The 26,630-nt window shown below is 45.7% G+C and carries 22 protein-coding genes; 13 read left to right on the top strand and 9 right to left on the bottom strand.

What is annotated here, in order from left to right; translation table 11 throughout:
* Nucleotides 1–3: 3 nt before the first annotated feature.
* The 3 genes from BLW16_RS12770 (at nt 4) to BLW16_RS12780 (ending at nt 4,685) form a co-directional block, all read left to right on the top strand.
* Nucleotides 4–1,395, top strand: a complete 1,392-nt coding sequence (locus BLW16_RS12770) for a RagB/SusD family nutrient uptake outer membrane protein (RefSeq protein ID WP_139298318.1) — start codon at nt 4–6, stop codon at nt 1,393–1,395.
* Nucleotides 1,396–1,417: 22 nt separating this feature from the next.
* Nucleotides 1,418–3,439: a TlpA family protein disulfide reductase gene (locus BLW16_RS12775; RefSeq protein ID WP_090557159.1), complete on the top strand. Its 2,022-nt coding sequence runs from the start codon at nt 1,418–1,420 to the stop codon at nt 3,437–3,439.
* 61 nt (nt 3,440–3,500) lie between these two features.
* A complete protein-coding gene (locus tag BLW16_RS12780; RefSeq protein WP_090557161.1) occupies nt 3,501–4,685 on the top strand; it encodes an alpha/beta hydrolase family protein in 1,185 nt (394 codons plus the stop codon).
* A 21-nt stretch (nt 4,686–4,706) separates the two neighbouring features.
* On the opposite strand, the gene BLW16_RS12785 is transcribed toward BLW16_RS12780, so the two are convergent.
* A complete protein-coding gene (locus tag BLW16_RS12785) occupies nt 4,707–5,309 on the bottom strand; it encodes a hypothetical protein (protein WP_090557163.1) in 603 nt (200 codons plus the stop codon).
* A 333-nt stretch (nt 5,310–5,642) separates the two neighbouring features.
* Between BLW16_RS12785 and BLW16_RS12790 the strand changes: the two genes are divergently transcribed.
* The 8 genes from BLW16_RS12790 to BLW16_RS12825 all read left to right on the top strand — a co-directional run bounded on the left by BLW16_RS12790 (nt 5,643) and on the right by BLW16_RS12825 (nt 13,709).
* Nucleotides 5,643–5,864 (top strand): DUF5710 domain-containing protein, encoded by a 222-nt coding sequence (locus tag BLW16_RS12790; protein WP_090557165.1) that lies wholly within the window; start codon nt 5,643–5,645, stop codon nt 5,862–5,864.
* A 198-nt stretch (nt 5,865–6,062) separates the two neighbouring features.
* Nucleotides 6,063–6,758: a precorrin-2 C(20)-methyltransferase gene (gene cobI, locus BLW16_RS12795; protein ID WP_090557167.1), complete on the top strand. Its 696-nt coding sequence runs from the start codon at nt 6,063–6,065 to the stop codon at nt 6,756–6,758.
* Entirely contained in the window at nt 6,755–8,116 is a 1,362-nt protein-coding gene (gene cobJ, locus BLW16_RS12800) for a precorrin-3B C(17)-methyltransferase (protein ID WP_090557169.1), read from the top strand. The genes cobI and cobJ overlap by 4 nt, the downstream gene beginning before the upstream one ends.
* 8 nt (nt 8,117–8,124) lie before the next feature.
* Entirely contained in the window at nt 8,125–9,309 is a 1,185-nt protein-coding gene (gene cbiE / locus BLW16_RS12805) for a precorrin-6y C5,15-methyltransferase (decarboxylating) subunit CbiE (protein ID WP_090557171.1), read from the top strand.
* Nucleotides 9,303–11,168 carry a precorrin-4 C(11)-methyltransferase gene (gene cobM, locus BLW16_RS12810; RefSeq protein WP_090557173.1) on the top strand — a complete coding sequence of 622 codons (1,866 nt, stop codon included), beginning with the start codon at nt 9,303–9,305 and terminating at the stop codon, nt 11,166–11,168. The genes cbiE and cobM overlap by 7 nt, the downstream gene beginning before the upstream one ends.
* Nucleotides 11,169–11,900: a precorrin-6A/cobalt-precorrin-6A reductase gene (locus BLW16_RS12815; RefSeq protein WP_090557175.1), complete on the top strand. Its 732-nt coding sequence runs from the start codon at nt 11,169–11,171 to the stop codon at nt 11,898–11,900.
* Nucleotides 11,897–13,000 (top strand): cobalt-precorrin-5B (C(1))-methyltransferase, encoded by a 1,104-nt coding sequence (locus BLW16_RS12820; protein ID WP_090557177.1) that lies wholly within the window; start codon nt 11,897–11,899, stop codon nt 12,998–13,000. Before BLW16_RS12815 ends, BLW16_RS12820 begins: the two co-directional genes overlap by 4 nt.
* Nucleotides 12,987–13,709, top strand: a complete 723-nt coding sequence (locus BLW16_RS12825; protein WP_090557179.1) for a cytochrome c biogenesis protein CcdA — start codon at nt 12,987–12,989, stop codon at nt 13,707–13,709. Before BLW16_RS12820 ends, BLW16_RS12825 begins: the two co-directional genes overlap by 14 nt.
* Before the next feature lie 398 nt (nt 13,710–14,107).
* On the opposite strand, the gene BLW16_RS12830 is transcribed toward BLW16_RS12825, so the two are convergent.
* The 4 genes from BLW16_RS12830 to BLW16_RS12845 form a co-directional block, all read right to left on the bottom strand.
* Nucleotides 14,108–15,046: a sirohydrochlorin chelatase gene (locus BLW16_RS12830; RefSeq protein WP_217631567.1), complete on the bottom strand. Its 939-nt coding sequence runs from the start codon at nt 15,044–15,046 to the stop codon at nt 14,108–14,110.
* Entirely contained in the window at nt 15,043–15,771 is a 729-nt protein-coding gene (gene cobA / locus BLW16_RS12835; RefSeq protein WP_090557183.1) for a uroporphyrinogen-III C-methyltransferase, read from the bottom strand. The genes BLW16_RS12830 and cobA overlap by 4 nt, the downstream gene beginning before the upstream one ends.
* A gap of 90 nt (nt 15,772–15,861) precedes the next feature.
* A complete protein-coding gene (locus BLW16_RS12840) occupies nt 15,862–16,446 on the bottom strand; it encodes a dihydrofolate reductase family protein (RefSeq protein ID WP_090557184.1) in 585 nt (194 codons plus the stop codon).
* Nucleotides 16,447–16,610: 164 nt separating this feature from the next.
* Complete coding sequence (locus BLW16_RS12845; RefSeq protein WP_090557186.1) at nt 16,611–18,203, bottom strand: GMC family oxidoreductase; 1,593 nt, start codon at nt 18,201–18,203, stop codon at nt 16,611–16,613.
* Between the two features lie 122 nt (nt 18,204–18,325).
* Here BLW16_RS12845 and BLW16_RS12850 point away from each other — a divergent pair, with 122 nt between their 5' ends.
* Nucleotides 18,326–19,726: an ATP-binding protein gene (locus tag BLW16_RS12850; RefSeq protein ID WP_090557188.1), complete on the top strand. Its 1,401-nt coding sequence runs from the start codon at nt 18,326–18,328 to the stop codon at nt 19,724–19,726.
* Between the two features lie 39 nt (nt 19,727–19,765).
* The gene (locus BLW16_RS12855) at nt 19,766–21,427 is read left to right on the top strand and encodes a response regulator (RefSeq protein ID WP_090557190.1); all 1,662 of its coding nucleotides are present in this window, start codon (nt 19,766–19,768) and stop codon (nt 21,425–21,427) included.
* Nucleotides 21,428–21,462: 35 nt separating this feature from the next.
* Here the strand turns inward: BLW16_RS12855 and BLW16_RS12860 are convergent, their stop codons facing one another.
* From BLW16_RS12860 to recJ, 4 genes are all read right to left on the bottom strand, one after another.
* The gene (locus BLW16_RS12860) at nt 21,463–22,164 is read right to left on the bottom strand and encodes a sensor histidine kinase (RefSeq protein WP_090557192.1); all 702 of its coding nucleotides are present in this window, start codon (nt 22,162–22,164) and stop codon (nt 21,463–21,465) included.
* Nucleotides 22,165–22,576: 412 nt separating this feature from the next.
* The gene (locus BLW16_RS12865) at nt 22,577–24,100 is read right to left on the bottom strand and encodes a GH3 auxin-responsive promoter family protein (protein ID WP_090557194.1); all 1,524 of its coding nucleotides are present in this window, start codon (nt 24,098–24,100) and stop codon (nt 22,577–22,579) included.
* A 17-nt stretch (nt 24,101–24,117) separates the two neighbouring features.
* The gene (lptB, locus tag BLW16_RS12870) at nt 24,118–24,852 is read right to left on the bottom strand and encodes an LPS export ABC transporter ATP-binding protein (RefSeq protein ID WP_090557196.1); all 735 of its coding nucleotides are present in this window, start codon (nt 24,850–24,852) and stop codon (nt 24,118–24,120) included.
* A gap of 5 nt (nt 24,853–24,857) precedes the next feature.
* Nucleotides 24,858–26,564, bottom strand: a complete 1,707-nt coding sequence (gene recJ / locus BLW16_RS12875; protein ID WP_090557198.1) for a single-stranded-DNA-specific exonuclease RecJ — start codon at nt 26,562–26,564, stop codon at nt 24,858–24,860.
* Nucleotides 26,565–26,630 lie beyond the last annotated feature (66 nt).

The following is a 26,630-nucleotide window of genomic DNA, read 5'->3' on the forward strand; positions in this document are numbered from 1 at the left end:
ACCATGAAGATAAATAAAACTACATATCGCTTTTTAGCCATGTTCCTGATCGTCGCCGGGTGGGCAGTTTCTTCCTGCCGTAAGTTCATTGAGATACCGCCACCGGCGAATTCTATCGTGACGAGCCAGGTTTTTGCCGACAGTGCCAATGCAACAGCAGCGATCACCGGCATCTATATCAATATGATGAACCGCGCCGGCTCTCTTAATATTGCCAATAGCCTGACGACCGTCTGCACAGCGCTCGCAGCAGACGAGCTGAACAATACCGATAATACCGTCGTGTTCAAAGATTTTCAGACGAACGTGATCACAATTACCAACAACTATAACCTGACCTGCTGGAGCACTGCTTATGCCTATATCTACCAGGCCAATGCCTGCATAGAAGGTGCAGCCAGGAGCAGCACTATCAGTACAACGCTGAAGAACAGGATCACCGGTGAGGCCATGTTCATTCGTGCCTATCTGCATTTTTACCTGGTCAATCTTTTCGGCCCGGTGCCCCTCGTTACCAGCGTTGATTACAAGGTAAACGGTTCCCTGCCGCGCGCTAGTGTTGACGAAGTCTATAAGCAAATCGATTCTGACCTGGCAGCTGCCACGCAGCTGCTGCAAAATGATCCGGTGCCCATCAATAAACTGCATGTCAATCGCTTTGCTGTTGCAGCTTTCAGTGCACGCGTGGCGCTTTATGAGAAGAAGTGGTCCCAGGCGGATGCGGCCGCGACTAGTGTGATCAATGCAGGTTATAGATTGGAGCCGGTGCTGAACAATGTTTTTCTGGCAGGTAACCAGGAGCAGATCTGGCAAATGTCGCCCCCCAACCCGGGTGACGAAACTTCGGAAGGGCAACTTATCCTACCAAAAAATCCTGCGCTCGTTCCGGCATTCACCGTGACCAACAATCTAAAGACCATTTTTGAAGTTGCTGACCAGCGCGCGCAGCAATGGCTTAAAACGGTAACGGTCGCGGGTAACAACTATACCCATCCATTCAAGTATAAGCTGTATATCGATGGTGCCGCAACGCCTAAAGAAGGTTATTCGATGCTGCGACTGGCTGAACAATTTCTGATCAGGGCAGAAGCACGGGCGCAACAAAATGACCTGATCGGTGCTCTTGCCGATCTCAACGTTATCCGCAGGCGCGCAGGATTGGCTGATGCATCAGCCGCCAACCAGGCGGATGCCTTGCGCCTGATCATGCACGAAAGGCAGGCGGAGTTTTTCTGTGAATGGGGGCACCGCTGGTTAGACCTCAAAAGAACCAATACGATCGATGGTGTGCTTGGTGCTGCAAAAACAGGTTGGAAACCGGCAGCAGCCTTGTTCCCGATACCTTACACGCAACTGCAAAACAATCCTTTTTTAGTACAAAACCCAGGATATTAATTTATTTTAATCACAAAGAACAATGAAAAAAATGATCATGCTTTGCCGGCTAGTTATCCTCTTTGCTGCACTCAGTCTTTGCAGTAAAAACAGCGGGGCACAAGATAAATTCAAGTACCAGCCCCAATATGTCACATATGGCGAAACGTTTCGCGTAACCTACCGGCCGGACGTACCGAAAGCACCCGTTACCGGGGTGGTCTATTTCTTCCGGAATTACCGATGGGAGGGACATGACCTCCCGCTTACCAAAACAGACAGCGGTTATGTAGGTAAATCCGTAGTACCCGCAGGTACGGCCCTGATGTGCTACCGTTTTTGGGTAGGCGATACTGTTGATGTTGGCGGCAGAATTCCTTATGCCATTATGGTGCATGCTACTGCTGCGCAGTTAGCTCCGGGTGCTTACACCGAGTGGGGCTTAATGCGCGTCAAAGACAGCCGCGGACAAATGATGCCCATCGTCTCTCCAAAAGCTGAAATTGAGCCCAAGGTGCTGGTTGGCCTGTGGACTGCCAAAGAGTTGGAAAACATGGATGTACAACGCCACTTGTTCTATGATGTGGCACGCAGCATCAAGATGCAATACCCGAACAGTTCCAAAGCTGATTCCATTCTGGTTAAGAAAGCTGAGGAAATACTGCATTTAAACGAGGTAACCGAAAAGGAGATGATCATGGTTGCCAATACCTATGACTATGTACTGCACCGCCGGTCATCGGCTGATTCCATCAAAAAGCTCATCGTCGCAAGATATCCCCAGGGTCTGGAACGACGCCTGCAGTACCTTGATACCCTGTTGAGGCACCCTGTAGACCAGCAAAACAGGTTGGCTTTGAACACCTTCTTTAGCCAATACCCCCTGGAGCAGTACCCGCTGACGGATTATCTGGACCAGTCCACAGGAGACCCCGGTCTTTTTTTTAGGGTCTATAGCAGCGCGATCAATAAGGGTTTTATGGGTAAGCAATATGATGCCATGAAAGCACTGATCCGTAATTGTCCCGATCAGCTGATGCAATGGGTCTACGATCATGTTGTTGATTATCCCTTCCATTCAACAACGCCGGCCATCACCAGGCAACAGCAATTGGATTTTTCAGATTTTATAGTGAAAGAAATATTTCGTCGTGAAACCCTTCAGGATGAAGGTTTAACCGGCCGCGCTTACTACGCTCCTTCAGAATGGCACCGCCTGTTTTTAGATAAAAACAAAAGGATGCTGGCTTTCCATGCGGGTTTACAATATGCAAACGAAGACTTTCCGGGCGCAATGAAAACGGCGGCAATGATCAAACCCTATATTCAGTATGAAAGCATCGATTTCAACAAGGTCTATGCAAAGCTGCTGGTGCATTTTCATAAAAATGCCGAGGCTAAACAATTCATCGTCAATGCGGTAAAGGCAGGTAAAGAAAGCCCCGAAATGGTTGTCATGCTGGAGGATTTTTATACCAGTGAACATCATGGGGATGCAGGATTCGCACCCTATTATACGGCGATGATACCGCAGAAAAAAACGGATGAAATGCATGCACGGGTAAAAAAGGAACTTATCCGTGTGCCGGCCCCGGATTTTGAGATACAAGATCTGAAGGGGCAGGCTGTCAAACTCAGTGCGCAGAAAGGAAAGGTGGTCGTGATCGACTTCTGGGCCAGCTGGTGTTACCCCTGCAAGCAGGCGATGCCCGGTATGCAATCGCTGGTCAGAAAATACAGGAGCAACAGCGCAGTGCAGTTCTATTTTATCTCTACGCTAGAAGAATCACCACTGTATAAAAAAAATGTGACCGACTTCATCATCAGGAAGAAATACGATTTTGAAGTGTTATATGATACTGAAAACAACGCAACCAGGCGGAAAGACACTGTATTTGATGCCTACGCTAAACTGCTCCATTTAAGCGGCATCCCGCAGAAAGTGATCATTGACCAGGATGGTTTTGTGCGCTGGGTTGCCGGCGGCTTTGACGGTGATACCGTAGGACTGACCCGGGAAGTAGATTATGCGATCTCACTGATCAGTCAGAAAAAATCCGAATAAAATTTATTTCCTTCCGGTTGCGAAATATCGGAAGGGTTTCTTCATTCTTAACGCTATTTTTATGTATAAGCTTTTTCTTATGATCTGCTGCTGTGCAACACTGCGCGCTGCTTCGCAACAACTCATCACCATGGATGGATATCCGCCCCAGGACACCGCCAGGGTTCGCTGGATGTTAACCAAAACCCGGACGAAGCATCAACGGCCGCAAATGCCGCATCCACCCTATCACTACACCATTGAAGACTGCACATTTACCGGGAAGAAAACGGGACTTACTTACGGCGCTACATTGACCAGGCCGATCGGGATCAAACGTTTTCCGACGGTTGTATTGATTTCGGGTACCGGCAGCCAGGACCGTGATTATACCGTATCCGGGCACAAGTTTTTTTGGGTGCTCGCCGATTACCTGAGTAACCATGGTATAGCGGTGCTGAGGGTAGATGACCGTTCGACGGGAAAAACCACCGGGATTTTTAACCGCAGCACTACTGTGGACTTTGCCAAAGATGTGCTTTGTGCCGTAGAATGGTTAAATACCCGGAAGGATATCGACCCTGGCCGGATCGGGCTGATCGGCCACAGCGAGGGCGGTATTGTTGCCCCGATGGTCGCCGCCATGGCACCCGAAAAGATCAGTTTTCTGGTAATGATCGGTGCACCAGTGATCGGTTTGCACCAGATCAACTACTACCAAACCAGGCAGGCTTATACGGCAATCTATAAACCTGACACGGTTTTGTTTGCCATGATGCGTCTTCACCAGGAGATCATGAGCAAAATACCTGCGCAGGCACATGACCTTTCCGAAATGAATGTAGTGGTAAAAAATGCGCTCGATACATTTTACAAAAGGGAAAGCCCGGGAATAGTCAAAAGGATCATTCCTGATAAAAACACCTATGACAGGATGTTCCGGTCCTATCAGAGTTTCTTGTCCCCCTGGTGGCAATTTGTTCTAAGCTATGATCCGGCACAGGACATTCAAAAAGTAAATTGCCCGGTACTGGTTGTTTACGGCAATAAAGACCGGCAGGTACCACCTGCAGAAGACTACGCCCTGATCAAAAAACTGCAACACCGCCGGTCCGAATCTATACTGATCCCGGACATGAATCATTTCATGCAGCCAGATACCTCGGGAAATCCGAAAAATTACGAAGCAATTGAAACGACTATAAAACCAGTATTGCTTGAAAAAATCAGCACCTGGGTGCTCGGTCAAGCCCAACTCGGCAGGTGAAATCTACACCCGCGTTATACCCTATTCAGTTATGGAAACGCGCTGCATAATGGCCATTACCGGTGCAGATATGATCTCCACTTTATGGTGCTGATGAAGCGGAACCTGGGTATAACCTCCCGGGCCGAGATAAAAACTATCCTCTCCAAAAGTACATCTGCACTCCCCCTTTAAGATGAGGAAGCTCTCCCGTAATTCATCATGAGATCCTTCTTCGATATCAGAAGTGCTGACAATTAACACCTGTGTCACGCCGTTTTCACTCCTTAAAACCTTAAAATAATTATCCTTTTCAAATGCCTTTGGAAAATGTTCTGAAACCAGGCGAAGCCAGTTCCTGTAATCAGAATGTTCAGCGATCAGAACAAGATGGTCAATATCCATCTTCTGCTCTTTGACCGCATCAGCAAGGGATACCCCGATTCTTTTTTTCAAGGCGTCAGAAGGATCAATGGCTATCGATCGGGCAAAGGTCTCCAGCGTGGACTCTATTCTTTCTACTTCCTCCTGAAGGGCGGGAAACAACAACAGCAAACTTAGAACATTCGCCCTGTCTGTTTCATCAAGCAGGTCTAATACAAACAGCTCTAATATGCCACTTTCTATGTAAGCGTTTAAATTCACTGTAACTGCAGTTTTTAGTTTAATACGTTATGCCCTTGTGGTAAATAATTCTTTCTGGTATCAAATTAGGTGCGGCATCTTAAAACTCAATATAGGATCTTTAGTTTCCATATCGTAGATAAAATAACGGCAAAAAAAGTTTTTTATTTTCTTATATAATTTAATAAGTGGCACATCTTTAAGTTTTCAAGTGCGGAAACCGTTTCAACGTGGTCTGAAGAAGGTATTTCAGTCTTCTTCATCCAATTGTAGAGTCCCTGCGTGTCCTGCCGGCTTATCAGATAATGCACAAACTTTCTCGTTAACTTGTTGTGTACCAAAACCATCTTATTTATGCCTTACTTATTAAAAGTTCCATACTCAGATAAGGACGAAGCCAAAGGGCTTGGGGCCCTTTGGATAGCAGACCGCAAGACCTGGGTGATCCCTGATTACATAAGTGACCTTAACCCTTTCAAAAAATGGATTCCTGCTCATCCGGGCTGTATCGTGGCAGGGAGAGCCCCATTATCCATGTGTTTATCTTATTCCGGAGTAAACCCGATGCAGGTCTGAGGTATCTTCGGGATTTGGGTCTTAAACTCGAAGATACCTCGGATCTGCATCGGGTTTACCATGGTCTTACCTACTTACCTGAAGCCGGAATGCCCTGCTTCTCTCCCTGGCCTGGAAATTTATTAAAGCGGTCTTTACTGCTTATAAACAATAAATAATTAGTTTTACAGTGTCGGGGGAAATAATCAGTAACGTCAGGTGGAGAAAATTTATGGCATTTCATTAGGCCCCGGAGATCCGGAGCTGATCACATTAAAAGGACTTAATATTTTAAAAGAAGCGGATGTCATTTTCTATCCCGGTTCTCTTTTTAAAGATGGAAGAAAAGAAAGTTATGTCCGCCCGATGCTGGATCACTATGGGCTGGAACCGAATAGGCTAAAGGGCTTCTTTTTGAGTATGGGGCCCGACAGGACTGCTGCTGAAACTATTTACAGGGAAACGGCAGATCAAATGCTCGTCGCTTGTAAAGAAGGTAAAAAGGTAAGCCTGGTATGTGAGGGCGACCTGAGTTTTTACGCTTCCTTTTCGTATTTACTGGAAAAACTGCAGGCTGAAAATATAACACTGGAACTGGTTCCGGGTGTAAACTCCTTTTCTCTTGGTGCAGCGATACACCAGGTGCCGTTATGTTTGCAGCAGGAGAAACTGGCGGTGCTTCCCTTAGCAACTGATATCGGGGAGATAGAGCATACATTTGAAGATTTTGATACCGTTATCCTGATGAAGATCAGAATGGGATGGACAGCACTCTACCCGCAATTGCTGACAAAAACATGGAAATACTACTACTGTGAACGTTTGGGCACAGCAGATGAATATATAACTGCTGATATAGCAGAATTACAGGACAGAGAAATTCCCTATTTTTCTTTATTAATTATTAAAAAATGATCAAAGTTGTTGGCATTGGCCCCGGAGGCCATGATTACCTGCTGCCCATCGCAAAAAAAGCGATACAGGAAGCTGATGTGATCATCGGTTATCACTATTACTTCCAGTTTATAGAAGATTTGATAAAGGAGGGGGCGGGCTGTATAGGAAAAGAATTAAGTGAGGAGGAGAAAAGGGCTGAAATAGCTATTGAAAAAGCCATCGAAGGATATAATGTGGTGGTAATCGGTTCCGGTGATGCCGGGATATACGCTATGGCTTCTATCGTATACCAGAAAGTAGCGCAGTCCGGCGAGGATATTGAACTGGAAACTATACCCGGGATCTCTGCTTTTGTTGCTGCAGGAAGTAAACTGGGCGCTGTTTTAGGCCACGACTTTTGCTGCATTTCGCTGTCCGATTTGATGACGCCATGGAAGACCATCCAGAAAAGAATAGAAGCGGCAGCCTGGGGCGACTTTGTGACCTCTATTTACAACCCTAAAAGTGCAAAGAGATACTGGCAGCTGAATAAGCTGAAATCTATTTTTCTGATGCACCGGGAGCCTGAAACACCTGTAGCAATCTGTTACCAGCTGGGCAGGCCGGAAGAAAAGATTACACTTACCACTTTGGCTGCACTGAATACAGAAGATGTAGATATGTTTAGCCTGGTGGTGATCGGGAATGGCCAGACTTTTAAATATAAAGACCATCTGATTACCCCAAGGGGATACTTGAACAGGAAACCGGAAACTGGTGCCGAAATACAGCAGGCAAGTTTCGATGAAATCATCGGCCAGCTGGATACGCAGAAATACCCACATGATTTCCTTTGGGCGGCCATCCGCTGTATCCATACATCCGGCGATCTGGAATATATCAATTACCTCAGCACTTCGGAACATGCGGTTTCGGCAATGCATAACTACCTGCTGAAGGGAGGAACAATTGTTACTGATGTAACAATGGTGCAGGCAGGAATTACTAAGGCTTTTACAGAGAAATACGGCAACCAGGTAGTGTGTATGCTCAATACTGAAGAAACACTCATCCTTGCCGGAAAAGAAAACCTGACGCGTTCACAGGCGGGCATCAGACTGGCCGCAAAGTTATTTCCTGAGGCGCTGTTTGTAATTGGAAACGCACCTACGGCACTGATTGAAATTGCAGACCAGGCAAGACTGGGAACAATCCGTCCTGCCGGAATTATTGGTGCTCCGGTCGGTTTTGTAAACGTAATAGAATCAAAGGAACGCCTGAAAATGCTTACTGTACCCTATGTCATCATAGAAGAGAAACGCGGTGGCAGCAATTTCGCCGCTGCGCTGGTGAATGCGGCGTTTACACTGGATACAGCCGCTGAATATTTAAATTAATGAATTGAATGATTTTTCATGTCATAGGAATTGGAAACAGGAAACCGGATCTTGCAGAAGATGTGCTGACTTTAATACAGCATCACACTGTTTTCAGCGGGGGCAACCGCCATCATGAGCTGGTCAGACATTTCTTGCCTGAGGGGTATCAATGGCTGCCTGTTCAGTCCCCGATGGAGCTTCTGTTTGAAAGTTATCGGCATGCAAATCAGCCTGTTGTGGTATTTGCCAGCGGAGATCCGCTGTTTTACGGTATCGCCAATACCCTGCGGACAAAATACCCGCAAGCGGAGATCCAAACTTATCCCTATTTCAGTTCTATCCAGTTATTGCTGCACCGGGCAAACCTGAACAGTAACCTGCTTCAAACGGTCAGCGTGCATGGAAGGTCCTGGGCCGCACTTGACGAAGCGCTGATTCAGCAAAATCCTTTAATTGGTGTTTTGACTGATCCTGAAAAGTCTCCTTCGGCCATTGCCGGAAGACTGCTGGCCTATGGTTATTCAAACTATTCCATCTGGATAGGAGAGGATCTGGAAGGGGAGCAGGAAAGGATAAGGCACCTTCATTTGGAGGAAGCCACCCAAGGTACTTTCCATACCTTAAACTGCATGATATTACAGAAAGAAAGCCACCGGAATATTTCGTTTGGGGTCAGCGATTCCTTTTTCGAAGGACTGGAAGGACGTCCGAATATGATCACGAAGATGCCGGTGAGGTTATGTTCCCTGCATGCATTAGACCTGGGATCAAGAGCTGTACTGTGGGACATCGGTTTTTGCACAGGCTCAATGAGCATCGAGGCAAAACTTCATTTCCCGCATCTGGAGATCCATGCCTTTGAAAAAAGAGCGGAATGTCTGCAGATCATACAAAATAACCAGCACAAATGCGGAACCCCGGGAATAATTGCCTGGATAGGTGATGTATTTGAATTTGACCTGAAGCAGATCAGCAGGCCACAGGCCGTATTTATTGGCGGACATGGGGGGCGGCTGACTGCGTTACTGCAGATCCTTGACCAGTACCTGCCTGCCGGTGCGGTGGTGGTGATCAACGCCGTGCAGGAAGATTCAGTGAAAAACTTTATCTCTTTTTCCGGTCTGCTGAACTGGAAACTGGAAGAGCCTTTGAGATTAAAAGCAGATACACATAATGAAATCACCATTTTAAAAGCGATAAAAGGATGTTAAAAGAGGAAAAAGTGTGTGTGGTAACTTTCACAGACCGCGGACTGGCGATCGGGAAGATCATTCAGAAAGAATTTCAGCGCAGCAAATTATATACTACACGCCAGACGGACTATACAAAAGATGTGCTCAAACTGGAAAACCTGGATGTTCTGCTGAAGGATAAATTCCAGCGTTTCGACGTATGGATCTTTGTGGGTGCCCTGGGCATCTGCGTAAGAAGCATCGCCCCTTACATTCAGGATAAACTAACTGACCCTGCAGTGATCAATATCGACGAGCAGGGGAGGTTTGTGCAATCTGTACTTAGCGGACATGCCGGCGGTGCGAATGACCTGACTAAACGCCTCGGACGCATGTTACAGGCGCAGCCGGTGATCACCACTTCCAGCGATCTTCAGGAGATCTGGGCACTGGATCTGCTGGCGGAGAAATTCGGCTGGTCAGCCGTTTCAAACGGGTCAGTGAACGAAGTAATCTCATTATTCGTAAATAACCGTCCTACGGCCCTGATCCTGAAAGTGAAAGATGCCGGAGCCAGCTATCTTGAAAGGACGAAGCCAGATTTTGCAGATGTTTTTTACGATTACGCTGAGGTAGACCAAACACGTTATGAACTGCTCATCTATGTAGGATATCAACTTTTTGAAAGTACAGTGCCCGCGATCTCTTTCTACCCTGCATGTTTAAGCCTTGGAACCGGCTGCTCAAAGGATCTAGAATCTGCATTTTTTGAAGAGCATTTACTAAAGCTGCTGGTAAATGAACAGATCGCTTATCAAAGTATAGCCGTTTTAACCTCTGTTGATATCAAAGCGGGGGAACAGGCTTATATGGAGATGGCTAAAAAATACTCCTGGGACTTTATAACCTATCCCGCTGAGGATCTGGGTAAAGTGCCACTGGCGAATCCTTCGGACGTAGTCCTCGAAAAGATCGGTATACTGGGCGTATCAGAAAGCTCCTCGGCCCTGGCCGCCAATACCACATCCTGGCTGGTGGAAAAAACCAAGGCTGAAGTATCGTCAGGCAAAATGTTTACCCATGCGGTATGCCTGATCAGCTCCTTTGAAAGGAGAGGTCAGATCGCCATTGTAGGTGCTGGTCCCGGAGCCCCGGAATATATAACGTTAAAAGGGAAAGAGCTGCTGGAAGCTGCGGACTGTATCCTCTATGCCGGAAGCCTTGTGCCTGAAGAACTGACGGCTTTTGCAAAACCTGCGGCAATGGTGAGGAATTCCGCATCTATGACCCTGGAAGAGCAGGTAGACCTGATGGACCTGATGTACCGGCAGGGTAAACTGATCGTAAGGCTCCATTCTGGTGATCCTTCGATCTATGGGGCGATACAGGAGCAGATGACGATCTTCGACGAAAGGAACTATGACTATTTTATCGTCCCCGGAATTTCATCCTTCCAGGCTGCGGCGGCATACCTGAGGTCTGAATTTACCATTCCTGAAGTTGCCCAAACGATCATACTGACCCGAGGTGAAGGAAATACCCCGATGCCGGAGCATGAGAAGCTGGAAGAGATGGCAAAATTACGGGCTACCATGTGCATCTTTCTCAGTGCCGGGATCATCAATAAAGTGGAGGGGCAGCTACTACAGCATTATCCGCCTGAAACCCCTGTTGCAGTACTTTTCCGCGTGAGCTGGAAGGATGAGCAAGTGTGGACGGGCAAGCTGGATGAGTTAAGCCGGATCATCAAAAGTAACAAGCTGACGCGTACTGTGCTGGTCATTGTAGGGGAGGCTATTGGGGCAAGGAAGAACCGCTCCTGGCTATATGGCGATAACTGGCACCATATTTTCAGAAAGAAAGATAATATTTCAGGGAAAAAAAATAAGACTATTTAAATGATCCTGTTACTGGGCGGAACAACGGAAGCAAAACAGGCAGCCGGTTATCTGGATGAGGCCGGGCTGGGTTATATCTATTCCACCCGGACGGAAGTCCCGTTTGAAGGCAAAGGGAAATACAGGTTCGGAAGTCTGGATGCGAAAGGGTTAAAGGACTTTTGCAGGGCAAATGAGATCTCTCACATCATCAATGCCTGCCATCCCTTCGCCAGAGAGCTGCATCTGACAGTAGCTACAATTGTAGCGCAGATCCCGGTGATTCGTTTTGAAAGGGAATTTCCTGCAAGGATCAGCCATCCATTGGTACATTATATCAGCAATTATGCGGAAGCATTGCAGCGTATTAAAGATGAGGGATACCGGTCCATGCTCGCTTTAACCGGGCTGCAGTCTATTCCTTTATTAGAAAATTTCTGGCAGCAATATCCCTGCTGGTTCAGGATCCTGGACAGAAAATATTCCACAGACCTTGCCGCCAGCTATCATTTTCCTTCTGAAAATCTGCTTTTCGGATTACCACAGGAGAAGGAAGCAGAGATCGAACTGTTCAGCAGATTGAGGCCAGAAGTAATCCTGACCAAGGAAAGTGGCTTAAACGGAAAGCTAGATGCAAAAACCGATGCTGCGTTAAGCTGCCGGATTCCTATATTTATCATTAAAAAACCGGAACTTTCAACCGTATTCCAAACAGTATATCAATTACAGGATTTATTCAGCAGGATTCAATGAGCGAGCTCCAGCCCATACCCGACGGCCCTTTGAGAACAGGATTCACTACTGGTGCCTGCGCTACAGCTTGTACGAAAGCTGCTCTGCTGGCGTTAATCCGTCAGGAGAAGGTGGAAGAAGTTTCGGTTAGTCTTCCCATTGGAACAGAACACATTTTCCGGATGATTTCCTGCAACTTCGATTCGTTTTCCTGTAGCTGCACCACGCAGAAGGACGCCGGGGATGATCCTGATGTTACACATGGTGCAATTATTGGCGCAACGGTGAGTTTAAATGACTCGGGTAACATTGTCTTTTTACAGGGTAAGGGCGTGGGCAAGGTAACTTTACCCGGTCTGGAAATTGGCGTAGGAGAGCCTGCCATCAATCCCATTCCGCGGCAGATGATGGAAAATGCCTGTAAAAAGGTGCTTTCAGAAGCACTGCTGGAAAGCAAAGGGGTGGACATCACCATTTTTGTGCAGGACGGCGAAGCCATCGCCAAAAGAACGCTGAATGAGCGGCTGGGAATCATGGGCGGGATCTCTATCCTCGGAACCACAGGTATTGTAACTCCTTTTTCTGCTTCTTCTTATATCGCCAGCATCACGCAGGGAATAGATGTGGCCGTTGCAAATGGCGCAGATGAACTGGTGATCAATTCGGGTGCCAGAAGCGAGAAGAACTTAAAGATGCTGTTCCCTGATCTCCCTGATTTTGCTTTTATACATTATGGCAACTGGATAGGGGAGACGCTGGAAAAGATAGCCCGCAGCCCCATCAGAAAGGTTAACCTGGGAATTATGCTCGGCAAATCTGTTAAGCTGGCCGAAGGAATGTTAGATACGCACAGTGGCAAAAATACCTGGAATAAAGAGTTTGTATGGCAAATGGCCAAAGATGCCGGCTATCCCGATGAGCTGCTGAACCAGATTTTATCATTTAATATGGCCGGACGATTAACTGAATTGTTTAGCTTTGCCGGCACTGAACCCTTTTACTTGGCATTGTTAAAAGCCTGTTATATGAATTGTTCAGCGTTAATTCCAGCGGCTGAGCTGAACTTGTTCCTGATCAGCAAAGATGGTACGTATATAAAATATCCGAATGAGTTTTCTTAGTATAAGCCGCCCGCTGATCGCAGGTATTTTACATTCTTTTGAACCTGACCACGTCACTGCGGTATCTGTTTTAGCATCAGAACAGGCTGTCAACAAAAATCGGATCTCCTGGACGGTTATTTTCAGGGCTTCGCAGTGGGCGCTGGGGCATTCGGTGACGCTGATTATTTTCGGCGTTATCGCGCTCATTTTTAAGGCTTCTCTACACCGGTACGTAACCGACATTTCTGAATGGGCAGAAATATGCGTAGGGCCAATTATGATCGTCCTGGGCGTAAATGCCATCCGCAGTAATTATAAGATCAATGAACTGATCCGCGACAATAAAAAAATAGAGGCACATGAACACCTGGCTTCCAACCCTATTCACCTGCATGGGAAAAAAGGGGAGGAAATAGCGATGAAACCTTTAACGCGATCTTTCTGGGTAGGAATGTTGCACGGCCTTGCAGGAACAGGAGGGGCTTTAACTACCGCGCTGGTCATCAGTGCACCCACTATCGGGGCTTCTGTCCTCGTGCTGGTGATTGAGTCTGTCGGAATCATCCTGGCGATGAGCGTTTACAGTTATGTACTGATCCATACGATGAGCAGGTTCCTGGAAAAGAATATGGCTGTCTTTAAATGGATGAACGGTATTGCCGGACTGGCCTCTGTCACAATTGGATGTATCTGGATCTATACGCTTGTATTGAGTCCGTTAATCTAATAGATTTTTTTTGCGCCTATCCCTAGGTAGAGAATTATATTACTTTCTTTCAAATTCAAGTTATAATATTGAGGATTTAGAAAAGGTATATAACAGATAAAGCCCCAATTAAGGGGCTTTAATGAGACTGTCCAGTTAAAACGCCTACCACGAAGTGGATGTCCAGCTTTTTCTCCTGTCTCTAATGCTATTACAAATATAAAAAATAAATCATTATTCTACTACTAAAATAAAATCGGCATTACGGGCTCGAATCTACTCCAACTAGTTTCCTATTATCCATTTTATGAAGAGTTGATGTCTCTCCGTCAATTAAAATAACATATTGACCATCACTAATTCTAAATGTATCAGTAACCATAGCTGTGAATACTGTGACCTCATATCTATTATTTAACTTAAATTCCCAACAGTTTTTTGAACTGGCGTCCTAAAGAATTCTTCTTCTCGCCAATCTTTTCATCTTCTTCAAAAAGCATTCCCTTCACATTGAGGTGATGCCCTATCTGCTCTTTCCCTACTTCTTCCTCGAAACCAATGATCTGCTTGCGGTATTTGCAAAGCTGGCAGTTCATGTTACCGGTTCCGTTAACGGCCTCTTCCAAACGGCTGTCGAATGCCCTAAGCATCAGCTCGTCTGTTCCAAAAGGTGCGGTATAAATGAATTCCTGTGTGGAAAGGCTGTTCTTTTCTTCAAGAGCGGCATATATCCTGTCCAGCAAAACACCGGTGAAGAAAAAGAAAGGAATGACGATGGTTCTTTTAAAACCCAGTTTTTCTACAAGAGCCAGCGACTGCTCTACAGAAGGATAAGCCGTTCCGCTGTAAGCCGTGGTGGCAAAGCCGAAGCCCATTCCCTCCCAGAGCATGCTCATCAGTTTGGTCACATCACTGTTGGCATCAGGATCTGTGGTTCCTCTTCCTACTACAACTAAACAGGTTTCTCTCCGGTCTAACGGGCTTAACTTCAGTTCTGTTTCCTCGATTCTTTTTTTCGCCAGGTCTAGGATGAAAGAATTTACCCCGATAGGACCGCCCATTTTGATCTGAAGGTCCGGGTAGTAAGACTGGATCGTGTTCAGTTCGTACGGGATATCGTTTTTCGCATGGGCACCTGCAAAGAGAATGACGGGCAGGGCATAAATGGTGCGGATGCCTTTGTTGTATAATCGTTCTACGGCCGCTTCAAACAAGGGGTGATTAAACTCCAGAAAGCCGTAGTCTACTTCATAATCACTTTTATAACGGTCTTTTAAAAGTTCTACCAGTTTCTTAAATTCCTCAACCCCTGCAGTTTTTCTGCTGCCATGTCCGCAAAGTAATATTCCTTCTCTCATAGTGATAAATTTACAACTGCTCCAATAATGATAATGGCGGGATATGTTAACCGTGCAGAAGCTGCCATCGCAGGAAGATCCTGTGCCAGGCCTTTTACAGATTTCTGCACAGGCAGGGACGCATGCTGAATGATTGCCGCCGGCGTAGACCCTTTACCAGCTTCGATATAGGTGCTTGCGATGGATTCCAGTTGTTTCATGCCCATATAGATAACGACCGTGGCGTTGCTCTGCATGGCCAGGCGCAGGTCGGCCGACAAAGTTCCGTCCTTTTTAGTTCCTGTCACAACCCAGATGCTTTCACTTACATTTCTGTGCGTGAGCGGTATATCATCAAAACCAGAGGCCTGCATACTGGAAATTCCCGGCACGAAATGCGTTTTGATGCCCTGTTCCCGCGCATAGATGATCTCCTCGAACCCTCTTCCAAAAATAAAAGGGTCGCCCCCTTTCAGCCGCACTACCTTGCCTTTTGTAAAAGCATAGTGTCTGATCAGTTCATGTATGGTTTCCTGCGGGGTATATTCACCATAAGGCTGTTTACCCACATATATTTTTTCACAATCTTCCCTGGCAATACTCAGCAGTTCTTTGTTAGCCAGGTTATCATAAAGAATAACATTCGCCTGCTGCAGTATCCTATAGCCTTTCATTGTCATCAGCTCAATATCCCCAGGCCCGGCTCCAACTACAAATAATTCAGGGGTTTCGTTGTTTTCTGTCATTCGATATTTAAAAATCGGCTAAAATTAACGTTTATTGTGCTTATTTAACGCGATTTGTCAGCAATTCCCTGCAGCGAAGAACAAATAATTTCAGCGAACATGGGTTCCGGCTATATACCGGTAGGCGAGTACCACAATGCCGCAGGCAAAAGGTTTCGCCCTGATCAGCTGAAGTTTCAACTGCTCTTCCATCGAGTTGAATATCGGTCTTCCCTTACCCAGAACAACGGGGTTCATGAACAGGTGGTATTCATCAATCAGTCCCTGTTCGATCAGGCTGGAGACAAAACTTCCGCCCCCATAAACGATGATGTCATTTCCCTGCTGGTTCTTGATCTGATTGATCAGATAGGGATTGGCGTCTGAGATCACCGTGGTGTTCTTATCAGCGAATGTTTCCAGTGTTTTTGAAAATACGATCTTTGGCGTAGAGGCTATTTTACGGGCAAACTCAGCATTGGGTTCTTCTTTATCCGCGGCCTTTGCGGCCCAGTGAGGAATGAATTCTTCCGCCAGCTTTCGCCCGAGAAGGATCTGGTCAACAGACTTCGTAATTCCGTTTACATAATTTTTGAGCTCGTTATCCCAGCTCCAGACCATCCAGTCCATTTCCCCGCCCGGACCAGAAATGTAGCCATCAACGGAGAGCTGCATCTGTAATTTTAGCTTTCTCATTTATTTATACTGTAATTTATATTTGGTGTCACTAATATAAAAGTATTTCAGTTGAAACAAAGAAAAGCTGTTGAACCATTAGCTTGCAACACGCTGCAAAGTCACTCAAATATCTCTTGAATTGCCTGTTGTAGCGTATGAGCAATACATGGCTTCAGTTCTAACTATTTGCCAAGAATCAGCTGCGCGGCAAACTCAGCGATCATCATAGTAGGAGCCTGTGTATTTCCGCTGGTGATCTTTGGCATCACAGAGGCGTCAGTAATGCGCAAGCCCTCTATTCCATGAACAAGCAGCTGATCGCTGACTACGGAATCCTTCCCGGTACCCATTGCGCATGTGCCTGCTGTATGCCAACAGGTGTTGGCTGCATTCCGTATGAAATTTACAATTGATTTCCTGTCGTCCATTTGTTTTTCAGGAATAGCCCAGTTTTTGATCAGCGCTTTAAAAGCCGGCTGTGAGGCCAGGTCAAAGCACAGCCGTACTGATTCAATGAGTGCATTTACATCGGCCTCGTCGGCCAGGAGGTTTCCGTGAATTTGAAGCGGGCCATCGTGTTTTGATGTTTTCATTTTAAGATATCCTCGGCTTTTTGTGCTCATGAGCGATGGTAGGAGGCTGAATGAATTTGGCGGCACCGGAGGATAATTTTTTGCAAGTTCCGGTGTAACTACAGGTGCCTGGGCGGCAAAAATCATCAAATCTGCAGCCTGGAGATCGTACTGACTTTTCCAGTGCAGGACACTGCTGATCAGGTTGCCGCTGAACTCCCCGAGAGGCTCCCTGGCTTCGAAACACAAGCCATGCAAGTGGACGTGGTCCTGCAGGTTTTTCCCTACTCCGGGGAGGTCAGCGACGGTAGTAATGTCCAATGCTTGCAGGTCAGCGGAACCGCCTATCCCTGAAAGCATGAGGATACGGGGTGTCTCTATTGCTCCCGCAGACAGGATCACTTCTTTTGATGCTTTTATGGTATAAGAATTCCCGTTCTGTAAAAAATCAAGCCCTGTACAGCGGGTTCCGGTGAAATTGAGTTTGGTTACTTTGGCATGTGTAAGCAAAGTAAAATTTTTGTTCTTCATGATAGGATCAAGGTAAGCTGCAGGGTTCTGGCGTAAAGCATCCTTCACATTTAATGTTTCCCGCCCAACTCCTTCAGGTGATCCATTGTTCATATCGTCCAGATAAGGCATCCCAAAACTCTGTCCTGCAGCAATCATCGCGTCTGCAAGTACATTATCTTTATTTTTTTCTACTCCGGCAGGGCCTCCCGCTCCATGAAAATCTGTTTCTCCGCTTTCCCGGTCTTCAATTTTTTTGAATAGTGGCAATACCGATTTATAATCCCATCCCTTATTGCCGGCTGCCGCCCAGGCGTCATAATCATATCTGTTCCCTCTGGACCACCCCATTACATTGATGCTGCCGGAGCCGCCAATTCCTTCTGTGCGGGGTAAACCAAGTATACGGTTGTTCAGATCAGGATTGGGTTCGTAGTAATAGGAGTAATCCTGTGCATAATCCAGGTTCTGCGGCCATGGCATAACATTGCTTATCCCCGGTATACCTGCATTGCTGCCGCCAGCTTCCAGTAAAAGGACTTTTGCATTGCTTTGGTCAGTTAAACGGCCTGCGATGACGCAGCCCGCAGATCCCGCACCAACAATGATATAATCGTAGCTGGACGCATCACTATCTTTTGATATCAGGTCTGAAAAATTAGCTGAAGGATTTGATATATTGTTAACTGTCATTTGACTGAACGTTAATGAAAGTTCAAATTTCTGTTAATCCTGCTATTATTTTTATCCCCAAAACAGAGGATTTATTTGAGCGGCGATTGAAAACAGTATGGTATTTTAACTAAATTTATCGCATGCAAACGGTTAATCTTTCCTGGCTCAAGTCGCTCGAAGTTTTTATTAATGTTCCTGATGATCAGTTACAATGGTTTATTGACAATAGCGAGAACCGCCTGATCAGTGACGGGGAAATCCTGTTTAAACCGGGTGAACCGCTTACTGGTCCACATATTATTGTGGACGGAGGGTTACAGTTCTATATGATCCAGAATGGCTCCAGAAGAGAATATATCACCTTTAACCGGGGAGATATCACTGGTTATCTACCATATTCCAGAGGCAAGGTAGCCGTTGGGTACGCTGTAGCCGTAGCTGACCTGCAGATGCTGAGCCTGCCCAAAGAAAGGATGCCGGAACTGATCAAGAATCATTTCGAGCTGACGCAGTCGCTGGTGCACGTGATGAGTAACCGGGTGAGGGATTTTACTGCACTTCAGCAGCAGAATGAAAAAATGATGGCCCTGGGTAAGCTTTCGGCAGGCCTGGCGCATGAACTGAATAATCCCGCATCTGCTATCGCACGTGACTCGGTATCCCTGAAGGAACACCTGAAACTGGATCCCAAAATGTTTAAAGAAATGGTGATGATCCGTATTGAGGAAGAGCAGGTTGATCAGCTGACCAGAGAACTCTTTAAAATATTGGCCGTAACTAAGGGTGCCCGTTTGAGTTTAAAAGAACGGATGGCCCTGGAGGATTCAATCACCGACTGGTTTGAGGAGCACGAGGTTGAAAATGCCTACGCGATTGCGGAAAGTTTTGCCGATTTTAATTTTAACGCAGAGAGCCTTCAGGCCTGTGCTGCGGCGATTCCGCCGGCAAGCATATCGCCGATGTTCAACTGGATCAGTAATCTGCTGGTTACCGAAAGAATGGTACAGGATATCCAGCTGTCTTCGAAACGTATTGCTGACCTGGTGACATCGATAAAGAATTTTACACATATGGATCGTGCCCAGGACAAACAATTTGCTGATATTCACATCGGAATCCGCAATACGCTGACCATGCTGGGCTATAAGATCAGAAAAGGAAATATCCAGGTGGTGGAAGATTATGATGAAACACTGCCGCCTGTAAAAGGGTTGATCGGTGAACTGAACCAGGTGTGGACCAATATCATTGATAACGCCATTGATGCAATGGAGGTAAATGGTAAAGGGACGCTGACCATCAAAACAGAAAGAGACAAAGAGTTTGTACAGGTGCTGCTCATTGATGACGGGCCCGGCATCGCAGCAGAGGTGCTCCCGAATATATTTGACCCTTTTTATACCACAAAACCAATGGGTAAAGGTACCGGAATGGGTCTTGAAGTTGTTCAGCGGATCATTTACCAGCATAATGGATCCGTTAAGGTGAAATCTGCACCGGGACATACTGAGTTTACGGTGTGTTTTCCGCTTGATAATTAATACTGTTTTATCGTTTAACTTATTACAATAGATTGCTATATGAATCTGCCTATAATTTTTTCTATTGACGACGATCCCCAGGTGTTACGCGCCATTAGCCGTGACCTTAAAAGGCAATATGGTAGCGAATATAAGATTATCAGTACCACCTCGGCCAATGAAGCACTGGAAGCACTGACGGACCTGAAAAACAGTTCGGATGTGATCGCACTTTTTCTTTGTGATCAGCGGATGCCCGAGATGGACGGTGTGGCCTTCCTGGAAAAGGCAATTAAGATCTTCCCTGATGCAAAACGTGTACTGCTGACTGCATATTCTGACACTGATGCTGCCATAAAGGCGATCAACGAGGTGAAGCTTGATTATTACCTGATTAAACCATGGGATCCGCCGGAAGAGAAGCTGTATCCCGTGATCAATGATCTGCTGGATGACTGGCAGAGCGACTATACCCCTGAATTCAAAGGAATTAAACTCGTGGGCTTCCAGTTCTCGCCCCAGTCTCATGTGGTGAAAGATTACCTCGGAAGTAACCTGATCCCTTATCGCTGGCTGGATGTGCAGACCCATCCTGATGCTGCAAGCCTGCTCAGCATTAATCATCTCTGCAATGATGATCTTCCGCTGGTGTTTTTTGACGATGGTTCTTTTTTGAAAAAACCTTCGATCAAGGATATCGCTGCAAAGGTTGGCAAGAACCCCGAGATCATGCACGATATTTATGATGTGGTGATCATCGGAGCCGGTCCCGCCGGACTCGCTGCGGCGGTTTACGGTGCCTCTGAAGGATTGAAAACGCTGATGATCGAACGTAAGGCCCCGGGAGGACAGGCCGGAACGAGTTCGAGGATCGAAAATTACCTTGGCTTTCCCTCTGGCCTGAGCGGTGCAGACCTGACCAGGCGCGCAATGAGCCAGGCTACAAGGTTGGGCGCAGGTTTTTTGTCGCCACAGTCTGTCAGTGATATCAAACAAAAGGATGGCTACAAGACCATTGTGCTTGATGATGGCCCTGATATTCTCACGCGTGCAGTGGTCATTACTACCGGGGTGGACTACCGTAAGCTTGAGGTGAAAGGAGTGGAGAACTTCACGGGCGCCGGTATCTATTACGGTGCAGCAAATACTGAAGCTTCGGCCTGCAAAGGAAGGGATGTGTTTATTATTGGTGGAGGTAACTCAGCCGGGCAGTCGGCAATGTATCTCTCTAAATTTGCTGCAAATGTAAGTATCATCATCAGGAAGGAAGATTTATCTTCAACGATGTCTTCTTACCTCATCGAACAGATTGAACTGACATCGAATATTTATGTGCTGCCAAATACAGAACTTATTGAAGCATCAGGCGATCAGCACCTGGAGAATTTAACGCTGATCAATATCAAAACCAAAGAAACTGAAACCAGGGAAGCAGGAGCGCTGTATATTTTTATAGGGGCAAGACCCTACACGGACTGGATCAAACTGGAGATTATTAAAAACGAGAGGGACTTTATTGAAACAGGACGTGAACTGAGGAACTATGATACCTTTAACAAGACCTGGAAGCTAAAACGGGATCCTTACCTTTTGGAGACGAGCTGCGCAGGGGTTTTTGCTGCAGGTGATGTACGTGCCGGGGCGATGAACCGGGTAGCTTCAGCCGTAGGGGAGGGGTCTATGGCGATTAGCTTTGTGCATAAGTACCTGGCCGAGGTTTAGTGTGATTACCGGCCGGGCGGGGCTAACCTTTTAGTTTAGTTGCTGCCCGGCATATTACTCAGGAATTTTTCAATCTTTCTCGATGAGATCTCAATTTTAGAGGCCATTGAAAAAACTTTTTCAGCACTCATCTCGCGGCTACCCAACAGCTGGGCATATAACGAGATTGAAGTGACAGGATTTTTCAGGTCATGCGCCAGACGGTGCATACCTTCATTAAGGGCTTTTATCTTTTGCCTGTTTGCAAGTCTTGTTTCCAGTTTTTCCATCACGATGTCAGCAAGCAGCTGCAGCAACTTGGTTTGTTTGCCGCTAACTTCCAGATGTGGTTTATCATCAGTTACGCAAATAGTGCCCAATGCAAATCCATCTCTGGATTTAATGGGTGCAGCGGCATAAAAGCGGATGTCATCAGTGGCAGAAAGAAAGGGGCTGTCCAGTAGTTCATATACTTTATGTGTATCTCCATATACGGTGACTCCCTCTTTAATGATACTTAAGGCACACAGGCTATGCGCTCTTGAAGTATCTTTCACTTCGTAACCCGGCAGGTTCGCTTTAATAAACACATTCTCCTTATCTACAAAGCAGATATGAGCTCTTTCAGTATCAAATATCTCCGCAGCAAGAAAAGCTATCGCGTCGAAATCTGCCTCCGGAAGCGAATTCAAAATTTCAAACCGATTTAATGTATCTATCCTGACCATTTCATCATCAGGAATTATATTAACAGGCATTTTATAATTTATCATTATTTAGTATTTCGGTACTGGGTGAAACTGACTCTGTTAGCTGTTTGAATTATATTATAGGGGAATTTAAAAAAAGCTTTAATGGATTAAACAAAAAACTGGATTGATTGTTGTTTATTTACTGTTTTTATAAATTGGACTTGATTAAATGCAAGATAAGGATGGTTTTTAGCTATCAAAATCTTTTATTCATCAAATTAAAATATGAGTTTAATTAAATTTTGCTTAGGGTTTATTAAGTTTCTTATCTCTCAGGTTTAGTCATTACCGCTGAATTTGAGGATATTAGGCCTGTCGTTTAATATACTTTCACTATATAAATATAGTCTTATATTAGGACTTGTTGATGTCTGAAGTGAAAAAGGTACACAATTTTCAAAATAGTGTACAGTATATCTTATGGCTTGATCAGCTGTATCATGGGAAGTATTTCATCAACATACTTTCTTTCATTGGCCAGTCGGGGAACTTTATGTTGTCCGCCCAGTTTACCTTTTGATTTAAGCCAGTTATAAAAAGTATTATGCGGAGCGTTATGTACCTTGGGGCGGCACAGCGCCATATTATTAAAGCGTTTGGAGTCATAATCGGAATTGATATCGCGCAGGGTCTGATCAAGAATATCAATGAATTTTTCGAAATTATCGGGCTGCTGGTCAAATTCTATGATCCATTCATGTCCGCCGGCCTTGTCTCCCCTGAAATAAATAGGGCAGGCCGTATAATCTTTAAAAGCGGCACCGGTTTCCCTGCAGGCTTTGCTGATGGCTTGTTCCGCATTGTCAATGATTACTTCTTCTCCGAAAGCATTGATAAAATGTTTGGTACGGCCTGTGATCCTGATCCTGAAAGGAGAGAGTGAGGTGAACTGTACAGTATCGCCTATGACATATCTCCACAAGCCCGCATTGGTCGATATGATGATCGCATAATTCTTATGCAATTCAACTTCTTCCAGGCTGAGTGTTAACGGGTTATCGTCACAGAGCTGATCCAGGGCTAAAAATTCATAGTATATGCCATAATCAAGCATTAGTAACATCTCTTCAGATTTCACCTGATCCTGGATGCCAAAAAAGCCTTCTGATGCATTATAAGTTTCCAGGTAATACATTTCTTCACAAGGGATCAGTTCTTTAAACTGCTCCCTGTAAGGACCAAAATTTACAGCGCCATGGAAATACAGTTCAAGGTTTGGCCATACCTCCAAAAGGTTTTTCTTACCGGTAATCTCCAGGATTTTTTTGGCCAGGACAATCGTCCAGGTCGGAACCCCTGAAATATTTGTTACGTTTTCTTTGATGGTGGCCTCAGCCATCTTTTCCATCTTCTGTTCGTAATCATTCATCAGGGCAATGGAAATATCCGGTGTCCGGTAATATTCTGCCCACATTGGCAGGTTTTTGATCAGTACAGCAGAAAGATCGCCATAATAGGTATCTTCATTGAGCTGGTTGATCTGGTGGCTGCCGCCCAGAACCAATGCTTTTCCGGTTAAGATCTGGTTGCCCGGCTTATTGTTGCAAAAGATGGATATCATATCTTTTCCGCCCTTAAAATGGCATTCTTCCAAAGCTTCGGGTGATACCGGTATAAACTTACTTCTGTCACTTGTGGTGCCGGAAGATTTTGCAAACCACTTGATCTCTGAAGGCCAGAGTATATTCTGTTCGCCCTGCAACATCCTTTCGATATAGGGTTTCAGGCTGTCATAATTCTGCAGCGGTACGCGCTCCTTGAATTGCTGAGATGTCTCAATGGACTTATAATCGTATTTTTTCCCCCATTCAGTGTTTTCAGCACAGAGAATCAGGTTGTGAAACCATTCTTCCTGTACATCTACCGGGTATTTCATGAAAAGCTCTATCTGATGGACGCGCTTTTTCATGTACCAGGTAAAAATAGAATTTACAATAGCCATATTTGGTTAGTATAGAATTATAGGTTTTTACTTCTGAGTACAAAATTGGAACCGAGATAGACTTTTCTTACCATTTCGTTGGCAGCCAGTATTTCTGGTGTGCCCGATTCAAGGATTTTACCTTCAAACAGCAGATAGGCCCTGTCAGTAATCGAGAGCGTTTCCTGCACGTTGTGATCTGTGATCAGGATACCAATGTTCTTGTTCCTTAATTTGGCAACGATGGTTTGGATTTCTTCTACCGCAATGGGGTCAACACCGGCAAAGGGTTCATCCAGTAAGATGAAATTAGGGCTGGCCGCCAGTGCTCTCGCAATCTCCGTTCTCCGGCGTTCCCCTCCAGAAAGGAGATCGCCCCTGTTCCTGCGCACTTTATGCAGGCTGAATTCATCGATAAGCTCTTCCAGCTTTTCTTCTCTTTCCAGGCGGGTCATGTCTGTCATTTCCAGGATAGCCAGGATATTGTCTTCAACGGATAACTTCCTGAAAACGGAGGCTTCCTGTGCCAGGTAGCCAATCCCCTTTTGGGCGCGGCGGTACATCGCATCTTTAGTGATATCCTCGTCATCCAGAAAAATCGAGCCTTCATTGGGTTTGATCAATCCGACAATCATATAAAAAGAGGTGGTCTTTCCCGCTCCGTTAGGTCCCAGCAGCCCTACGATTTCGCCCTGGCTCACGCTGAACGAAACGTCGTTTACTACCGTCCGCTGTTTGTATCTTTTTATAAGATTATCCGCTCTTAATATCATTTATACTATTGATTATGAATTTTGATCGCTTTAATATTCAGCTGCAGCCGTTTCTGTTCTTTCCAAATATTTTCCTCAACTGTATAACAAACAGAAAAAGGCTGATTAGGTTGTAAAAGATTCTCAAATTCTGCAAGCCCGAAACCAATAGCTTCAAAAATAGCTGAATTTTGTTGTTTAATACTCAATTTTAAATGTTTTGTTCCAACAACGTAAGGCCTGCCCACGCACACTACATTGGTGGTCATAAATACTGGTGCCGGATTCATTGGGCCAAAAGGCGCCATCTGTGCGATGATACGCTGGAATTTTCCGTCTATTTGTGAAAAAGCGATCTCGCTGTCGATATGGATTTCCGGACACAGCAGGTCTTCTGTGATCGTGGCGGTCACAATATCTTCGAAACGCTGTGAAAATTCCTCGATATTCTCATGTTTCATCGTCAGTCCTGCCGCAAATTTATGTCCTCCGAACTGTTCCAGCAGATCTGCACAGCCCAGCAGGGCTTCATACAGATCGTAACCAGGTACGGACCGGGCCGATCCGGTCAGCAGCCCGTTGGAATGTGTCAATACAATCGTTGGCCTGTAGTATTTTTCCGTTAAACGTGAAGCTACGATACCGATAACACCTTTATTCCAGTTCTCGTTATAAACTACGGTAGTTTTTTTGCCCATGAGTACTTCAGAATCATTGATCAGGGCAAGTGCTTCTGCGGTAATATGCTGATCAGAGACTTTACGGTCAGTATTTTGAACGTTGATGAACAGGCTTTGCCTGGCAGCGAGGTCGTCTTCGGTACACAACAACATTTTAACTGCCTGGTTACCATGGTCCATCCGCCCGGCGGCATTAATTCTCGGGGCAAGCGTAAAGACCACATCGGTGATCGTATAATTTTTATTCTTACCGCAGCTATCCATCAGTGCCTTAAGGCCTATGCATGGGTTCTGGTTGAGTTTGATCAGTCCGAAGTAGGCAAGAGTGCGGTTTTCATCTACAATAGGGACAATGTCTGCGGCTATGGATACCATCACCAGGTCCATATACTGCTCGTAACTGCTGTCAGGAAGCTGATGGGTGATGCACCAGGCCTGGGCAAGCTTAAATCCGATGCCACAGCCTGCAAGTTCTTTGAAAGGATAGGGGCAGTCTGCACGTTTCGGATCGAGTATCGCTACTGCCGCCGGCAATTCTTCTCCGGGTAAATGATGGTCGCAGATAATGAAGTCTATATTGAGGCTATTTGCATAGGCTACTTTATCGTTGGATTTTATTCCACAGTCGAGTGCAAGGATCAGCGTGATCCCCTTTGATTTTGCATAATCAATACCAGCGGTAGAGATGCCATATCCTTCCTTATGCCTGTCGGGAATGTAATATTCTATATGGCGGCTGAACTGTCTGAAAAAGCTATATGCGAGCGCTACAGATGTAGTTCCGTCCACATCATAATCTCCATAAACCAGCATTCTTTCCTCTGCTGCGATTGCAGCATCAATCCGGCTGACCGCCTTATCCATGTCCTTCATCAGAAAAGGATCATGCAGTTGTGAAAGCTGTGGCCTGAAGAAGTCCTTTGCATCTTCAAAGGAACTGATGCCTCTCTGTACAAGGATCTCCGCCAGGCTTGTATCTATATTTAATTGTTGTGCAAGCAGATCTATAGCCTCTTTATCGCTCTTTACTGCCTGCACCCATCTTTTCTCCATTTGGTTTTTTATTGTTTTAAGGACTGTATCAACTTTGTTTATTCATTAAATGAAGGGATATCGTAC

It is taken from the genome of Pedobacter hartonius, from assembly GCF_900107535.1.
Classification (GTDB): Bacteria; Bacteroidota; Bacteroidia; order Sphingobacteriales; family Sphingobacteriaceae; genus Pedobacter; species Pedobacter hartonius.